The organism is Streptomyces cahuitamycinicus (assembly GCF_002891435.1).
In the GTDB taxonomy this organism is placed as follows: domain Bacteria; phylum Actinomycetota; class Actinomycetes; order Streptomycetales; family Streptomycetaceae; genus Streptomyces; species Streptomyces cahuitamycinicus.
This window is the reverse complement of the sequence record NZ_POUC01000451.1, coordinates 1-6,223: the sequence shown is the minus strand read 5'-3', so window position 1 is coordinate 6,223 and position 6,223 is coordinate 1. Positions and strand designations below refer to the sequence as shown.

The following is a 6,223-nucleotide window of genomic DNA, read 5'->3' as shown; positions in this document are numbered from 1 at the left end:
GCCGGGGGTCTGGGACGGACGGGTCAGGGGCGGACCGAAAGGGACCGCTCGATGACGCGCTGCGTCTCGACCCGGTCCTTGGCGCGACGGCGGTCCTCCAGCACGGAGGTCCAGGCGTTGCGGCGGGCGGTGCGCTGACCGCTGCTCATCAGCAGCGACTCGACGGCACGCAGTGCGGTCGTGAAGGACGGGATGGCGGTGGCGCGGACGGGCGGCGCGGCCTGCATGGGTGAGGTCCCCCCTCGGGTACGGGTGTACGTGCTGTGAGTTCAGCGTCACTGATTGGTGTTACCAGGGCGTGACCGGCCGGTCAAACACCCATGAAGCCCTGGCGGGGAGTGGTGGAACACCGACGCGGTCCTGACATGTGCCCTCATCTGCGAGGACCGTCAGAACCGCGTCGAATCGGTCACTACCGGCGAGTAGTCTCTTGTGCGCGAATTCACACGCTTGTCCCGCCCCTTGGCGGGCAGGGGTGGTGACGGTTCGTCAGACGGCCGGAGCCGCGACGTGCCCGTCCTCCCGCCGCGGAGCGGCCGAATCACGCTGCTCCATGGCCATCCCGTAGAGCCGTCCGGCGCGGTACGAGGAGCGCACCAGCGGCCCGGACATCACGCCGGAGAAGCCGATCTGCTCGGCCTCCTCCTTCAGCTCCACGAACTCGTGCGGCTTCACCCAGCGCTCGACGGGGTGGTGACGCACCGAGGGTCGCAGGTACTGCGTGATGGTGACCAGCTCGCAGCCCGCCTCGTGCAGCTGCTTCAGCGCGTCGCTGACCTCCTCGCGGGTCTCGCCCATGCCGAGGATGAGGTTCGACTTGGTGACCAGGCCGTAGTCGCGCGCCTCGGTGATGACCTTCAGGGAGCGCTCGTAGCGGAAGCCGGGGCGGATGCGCTTGAAGATCCGCGGGACCGTCTCGACGTTGTGCGCGAAGACCTCGGGCCGGGAGGAGAAGACCTCCTCCAGCTGCTCCGGGACCGCGTTGAAGTCCGGGGCGAGCAGCTCGACCTTGGTGCGGCCCGCTTCGCGTCCGGCGGTCTGCTGGTGGATCTGGCGCACGGTCTCGGCGTACAGCCAGGCGCCGCCGTCCTCCAGGTCGTCGCGGGCGACGCCGGTGATGGTGGCGTAGTTGAGGTCCATCGTGACCACGGACTCGCCGACCCGGCGGGGCTCGTCACGGTCGAGCGCCTCGGGCTTGCCGGTGTCGATCTGGCAGAAGTCACAGCGCCGGGTGCACTGGTCGCCGCCGATCAGGAAGGTCGCCTCGCGGTCCTCCCAGCATTCGTAGATGTTCGGGCAGCCGGCTTCCTGGCAGACCGTGTGCAGGCCCTCGCTCTTCACGAGCTTCTGCATCGCGGTGTACTCGGGACCCATTTTCGCCCGGGTCTTGATCCACTCGGGCTTGCGCTCGATGGGGGTCTGGCTGTTGCGGACCTCCAGGCGCAGCATCTTGCGTCCGTCGGGTGCGACTGCGGACACGACCGGCTCCCTAGCGATTGATTCTTCGGCGTCCTCAAGCGTACGCCCGTTGATTTGAAAGCCTGCGTGGGCACTGACCCCTGTAGCTCCTGCGCGGGCCGATTTATGCCGCCGGGGTCGTCTCGATCTCCCTGGGCTTCGGCTCCGCGGTCTCCAGGACCTCCCGCAGATGCCGCTCGACGACCGGCAGGACCTCCTCGATCGTCACGTCCCGGCCGAGCTCGCCGGCCAGCGAGGCGACGCCCGCGTCCCGGATGCCGCACGGAATGATGCGGTCGAACCACTTGTTGTCGGGGTTCACGTTGAGCGCGAAGCCATGCATGGTGACGCCCTTGGCGACGCGGATGCCGATCGCGGCGATCTTGCGGTCCTCCCGGCGCTGGCCGGCGTTGGACGGCGCGTACTCCGGGCCGTTCATCCGCGGGTCGAACTCCTCGTCGTGCAGCCGGGGGTCGAAGTCCAGCGACAGTCCGCCGAGCGCGGGGCGCTGCTCGACGGCGTCGCCCAGGATCCACACGCCGCTGCGGCCCTCGACCCGGCTGGTCTCCAGGCCGAACTCCGCGCAGGCGCGGATCAGGGCCTCTTCCAGGCGGCGGACGTGCGCCACGACGTCCACCGGGCGCGGGAGCTTCTGGATCGGGTAGCCCACCAGCTGGCCGGGGCCGTGCCAGGTGATCTTGCCGCCGCGGTCTACGTCGATGACGGGCGTGCCGTCGAGGGGCCGCTCGTTGTCCGCCGTGCGCCGTCCGGCCGTGTAGACCGGCGGGTGCTCCAGGAGCAGTACGGTGTCGGGGATCTCGTCGGCGAAGCGCGCCGCGTGCACCCGGCGCTGCTCGTCCCACGCCTCCTGGTACTCGACGGCCTCGTCACCGAATCCCATGCGGACGAACCGCAACTCACTCACGGCAAGCGCCTCCCTCGGACGGGTGTATCAGGCACGTAGCGCGCCCAAGCCACTGTACGTCCGGCCCGGACACGTCAGTCCCGGGGTCAATCCTCACACGATCGGATGAATGTCCGGGAAAATGTGTGATGGGGTGCTTACTCTCCGCTACATTCGCGCCGTCCAGCAAGCCAAAAGGCCTGCTCACAGGCAATCCGGCACATCACCAGCACCGGAAGGCAGGAGACCGCACCGCACCATGACGGAACGACCCGCGCAGCGCACCCCCAACCGACAGCTCGCCGCGCTCATCGCAGAAGCGGGGTTCTCCAACGCGGGACTCGCCCGTCGCGTGGACCAGCTCGGTCTCGAACACGGGCTTGATCTGAGATACGACAAGACCTCCGTCACCCGGTGGCTGCGCGGTCAGCAGCCCAGGGGCACCACGCCCGCCCTGATCGCCGAGGTCTTCACCCGGCGCCTCGGCCGCCGTCTCACCGCCCAGGACCTCGGCCTGGACGCCTGCGCCCCCGTCTACGCGGGGCTGGAGTTCGCAGCCGGCCCCGAGGAGGCCGTCGACATCGTCAGCGGGCTGTGGCGCAAGGACTCCGGCAGCCACGCCGAGCTCCGCAAGATCGCCTTCACCCCGGCGGGGCTCGTGGTGCCCAGCCGCGACTGGCTGATCGGCCGGGCCGACGAGAAGGTCGCCCGGGGTGAGCCGCCCGCCGCCCGCATCCCGGTCCAGGGCCGCCCGCCCCTGCGCCCCGCGGCCGCGACCGAGCAGGGCGTGCCGTCCCTGCCCCGCCAGCGCGGCCAGGCCGAGCGCGGCCCCGGCCAGAAGGTCACCGCCGGTGACATCGCCGCCCTGCGCTCGGTCGGCGAGCTGTTCCGCACCCTCGACGACGCCTACGGCGGCGGTCACGCCCGTCAGGCCCTCGTGCGCTACCTGGAGCACGAGTGCGAGCCCATGCTGCGCGGCACCTACGGCGAGCAGACCGGCCGCCGGCTGTTCGCGGCCGCCGCGGACCTGACCCGGCTCGCCGGCTGGACGTCGTACGACATCGCCGCGCACGGACTCGCCCAGCGCTACTTCGTGCAGGCGCTGCGGCTCGCCCAGGCGGCCGCGGACCGGACGTACGGGGCCTACGTGCTGGTCACCATGAGCCGCCAGGCCGTCTACCTCGGGCACGGGCGGGAAGCCGTCCAGCTCGCCCGGGTGGCACAGCAGGGCGTCGGCACCTCGGGACCGCCCGTCGTCCAGGCCCTGCTGCACGCCTCCGAGGCGCGCGGGCACGGAGTGCTCGGCGAGGTCCGGGCCTGCACCGCGGCCCTGGTCCGTGCCGAACGCGCGCTGGAGACGGCCCGGCCCGGGGACGACGTCCCGCACTGGGCGAAGTTCTTCGACGAGGCCCAGCTCGCCGACGAGTTCGGCCACTGCCACCGCGACCTCCAGCAGTTCCGCGCCGCCGCCCAGCACGCGGAACGCTCACTCCAGCTGCGGGCCCCCTCCTACGCCCGCAGCCGCCTCTTCTGCCGCGTGGTCCTCGCCACCGCGCGCCTGGGCCTCGGCGAACTCGACCAGGCCTGCCAGCTGGCCGCGGAGGCCGCCGGCCAGGCCGCTGAGATGCGCTCGGTGAGGGCGGTGGAGTACGTACGGGACTTCGAGCGACGACTGGAGCCGTACAAGGACGCGGCGCCGGTGCGCAGTTACCGCGACAAGGTAGCGGCCCTTGGGTGAGGTACCTCAGGGGCGCGGGGCTCTGTCGATGTGCGGCTCCGCCGCGTGGTCGCGTGCAACCAGAGGGCTCCCGCGCCCGGCAACCCGCCTACGCGGCCCGCGGCACCGTGGGCAAGGGGTCCGCAACATGCAGAGACCGCCCGGCCCCCAGGTCCGCCAGAATCGCCGCCGAAGCCCGATGCCCGGAGTGCAGAGCGCCCTGAACGGTACTGGTGTCCCGGTGATCCCCGCACACGTACAGGCCCGCGAGCAACCGCACCGGCCGCCGCAGATCATGCGGCGGCCGCATCGCGGGCACGGCCTCGGCCGTGTGGTGCACGGCCAGCGTCTCCCAGCGGGCCGTCGACACCCCGTACAGCCGCGCCAGGTGCATCCGCACCGCGGTGTCGACATCGCCCGGCGGCCGTCCCGGCACCGTCGACGACACCAGCGCCCGCCCCGCGGGCGCCCGGGACGGATCGACGTGACTGACCACCGCCGTGTGCGCGACCGGCCCGCCGAGATCCGCGTCGAGGAGCAGCGACGCCCCCGTCTCCGGCGGCTCGTCGGTCGTGTGGTGCACCACCGTCACCGGATGGAACTGCGGCACCCGCAACCCCGGCAGCAGCTCTGCGGCTGCCCGCGCGCCCGTCGCCACCACTACCGCCCGGCACCGGATCTCACCGTGCTCCGCGGTGGTCACCGAGGTCGTCGACACGGAGGTGACGCGGACGCCGGTGTGCACCGTGCCCGGCGGAAGGGTGCGCGCCAGCAGCTCCGGCAGGGCGTCGGCGCCACCCTCCGGCAGACACAGCCGGCCCCGGGCGAAGGCGCGCAGCGCGAGGTCCGCGCACCGGCTGGACGTCGTCAGGCCCGGGTCGCACAGCAGCGCGGCGAGCAGCGGACGCAGGAAACCGTCGATCGTACGGGCGGGCAGCCCGCGCGCCGCCAGGGCCTCACCGGCCGGCAACTCCGGGCGGGACAGCAGCCGTTCGGCCGGGGTCCCCGCCAGCCGGGACAGGGCCGCACCCAGCCGGGCCTGGTCGACGGCCGTGCCGAGCGGGGCGCCGGACCGGCTCCGGGGGACGGACACCTGCCGGCCGGGCACGGCCACCGGCCTCCTGGGCGGCCTCGGTGCGGACGGCGGCCGGGGAGCACTCGCCAGCGCACGTACCGCGTGCAGTGCGCCCCGTGCGCCCCCTGCGCCCGGCTGGACACCGGCGCGGTGGTGGCGTCCGTCACCGTGCAGCAGGACTCCGGGCGCGAAGGGCCGCAGCACCAGCCCGTCGAGACCGGGTGTCAGCCGCAGTTCCGGATACGCCGTGGACAGCAACTGGCCGATCCGGTCGAGCCGGAAGCCGTCGACCTTCTCCGTCGCCATGCGGCCGCCGACCCCGTGGGCGGCCTCCAGGACCATGGTCGTCACTCCTGCGCTGGTCAGCCGGCGTGCGGCCGAGAGTCCGGCGACCCCGGCCCCCACGACGACCACGTCCGCCTGGTACGCGGGCTCAAGCACGTGCCCCTCCTCGAGGTTGCGCGGGCGCTGGAGACGTCATGCCCTCAACAGGCCGCAGGGATACGCGAGTTCTGGTCGAGGGTAGGACCGTGATCGGTCAGCGGGAGTCGCGCATCGGCAGGGCACGGTCGCACGGCGGTCGCATACCGACGCCTGGTGGGCATCAAGTGGTCGCAGGAGGCTGGTGTGCGGCGCGAACGAGCTGTCTCGGAAAGGCCGGTCGGATCCCGGTCAGACGGCCGGTCCGCGCCCACCGAGGTCCGCCCCGGCAGGTCGGGGAGCCGTCACAGCGCCGCCCGGATCGCTCCCTCGATCTCCGGGAAGGCGAACCGGAAGCCCGACTCCAGCAGCCGCGTCGGCAGCACCCGGGCGCTGCCGAGGACGTCCCCGGCCATCTCGCCGAGCACCGTCCGCAGGACGGCCGCGGGCACCGGGAACAGCGTGGGGCGGTGCAGCACCCGTCCCATCGCCGCCGTGATCTCACGGTTCGTCACGGGATTCGGGGCGGTGACGTTGAACGGCCCGGACAGACCGTCGGTGTCGATCAGGTGCCGGATCGCGGCGACCTCGTCGTGCAGCGCGACGAACGACCAGTACTGCCTCCCGTCGCCCATCCGCCCGCCGGCCC

General features: G+C 72.5%; 6 protein-coding genes. 1 reads left to right on the top strand and 5 read right to left on the bottom strand.

Features of this window, described 5'->3' with window-relative positions; translation table 11 throughout:
- Positions 1 to 23: 23 nt before the first annotated feature.
- The 3 genes from C1J00_RS36375 to lipB all read right to left on the bottom strand — a co-directional run bounded on the left by C1J00_RS36375 (position 24) and on the right by lipB (position 2,383).
- The gene (locus C1J00_RS36375) at positions 24 to 227 is read right to left on the bottom strand and encodes an SCO2195 family GlnR-regulated protein (protein WP_102913202.1); all 204 of its coding nucleotides are present in this window, start codon (positions 225 to 227) and stop codon (positions 24 to 26) included.
- A 262-nt stretch (positions 228 to 489) separates the two neighbouring features.
- Positions 490 to 1,479 carry a lipoyl synthase gene (lipA, locus tag C1J00_RS36370; RefSeq protein WP_102913201.1) on the bottom strand — a complete coding sequence of 330 codons (990 nt, stop codon included), beginning with the start codon at positions 1,477 to 1,479 and terminating at the stop codon, positions 490 to 492.
- Positions 1,480 to 1,582: 103 nt separating this feature from the next.
- Positions 1,583 to 2,383, bottom strand: a complete 801-nt coding sequence (gene lipB / locus C1J00_RS36365; RefSeq protein ID WP_102913200.1) for a lipoyl(octanoyl) transferase LipB — start codon at positions 2,381 to 2,383, stop codon at positions 1,583 to 1,585.
- Positions 2,384 to 2,621: 238 nt separating this feature from the next.
- On the opposite strand from lipB, the gene C1J00_RS36360 reads away from it, so the two are divergent.
- Positions 2,622 to 4,100: an NsdA family TPR-like regulatory protein gene (locus C1J00_RS36360; RefSeq protein ID WP_102913199.1), complete on the top strand. Its 1,479-nt coding sequence runs from the start codon at positions 2,622 to 2,624 to the stop codon at positions 4,098 to 4,100.
- Positions 4,101 to 4,188: 88 nt separating this feature from the next.
- Here the strand turns inward: C1J00_RS36360 and C1J00_RS36355 are convergent, their stop codons facing one another.
- Both C1J00_RS36355 and C1J00_RS36350 read right to left on the bottom strand, forming a co-directional pair.
- Positions 4,189 to 5,595, bottom strand: coding sequence for an NAD(P)/FAD-dependent oxidoreductase (locus C1J00_RS36355; protein ID WP_102913198.1), 1,407 nt, complete (start codon positions 5,593 to 5,595; stop codon positions 4,189 to 4,191).
- Positions 5,596 to 5,879: 284 nt separating this feature from the next.
- Positions 5,880 to 6,223, bottom strand: a 344-nt coding sequence (locus tag C1J00_RS36350) for a DUF1731 domain-containing protein (protein ID WP_146046324.1), incomplete at its 5' end; no start/stop codon positions are given.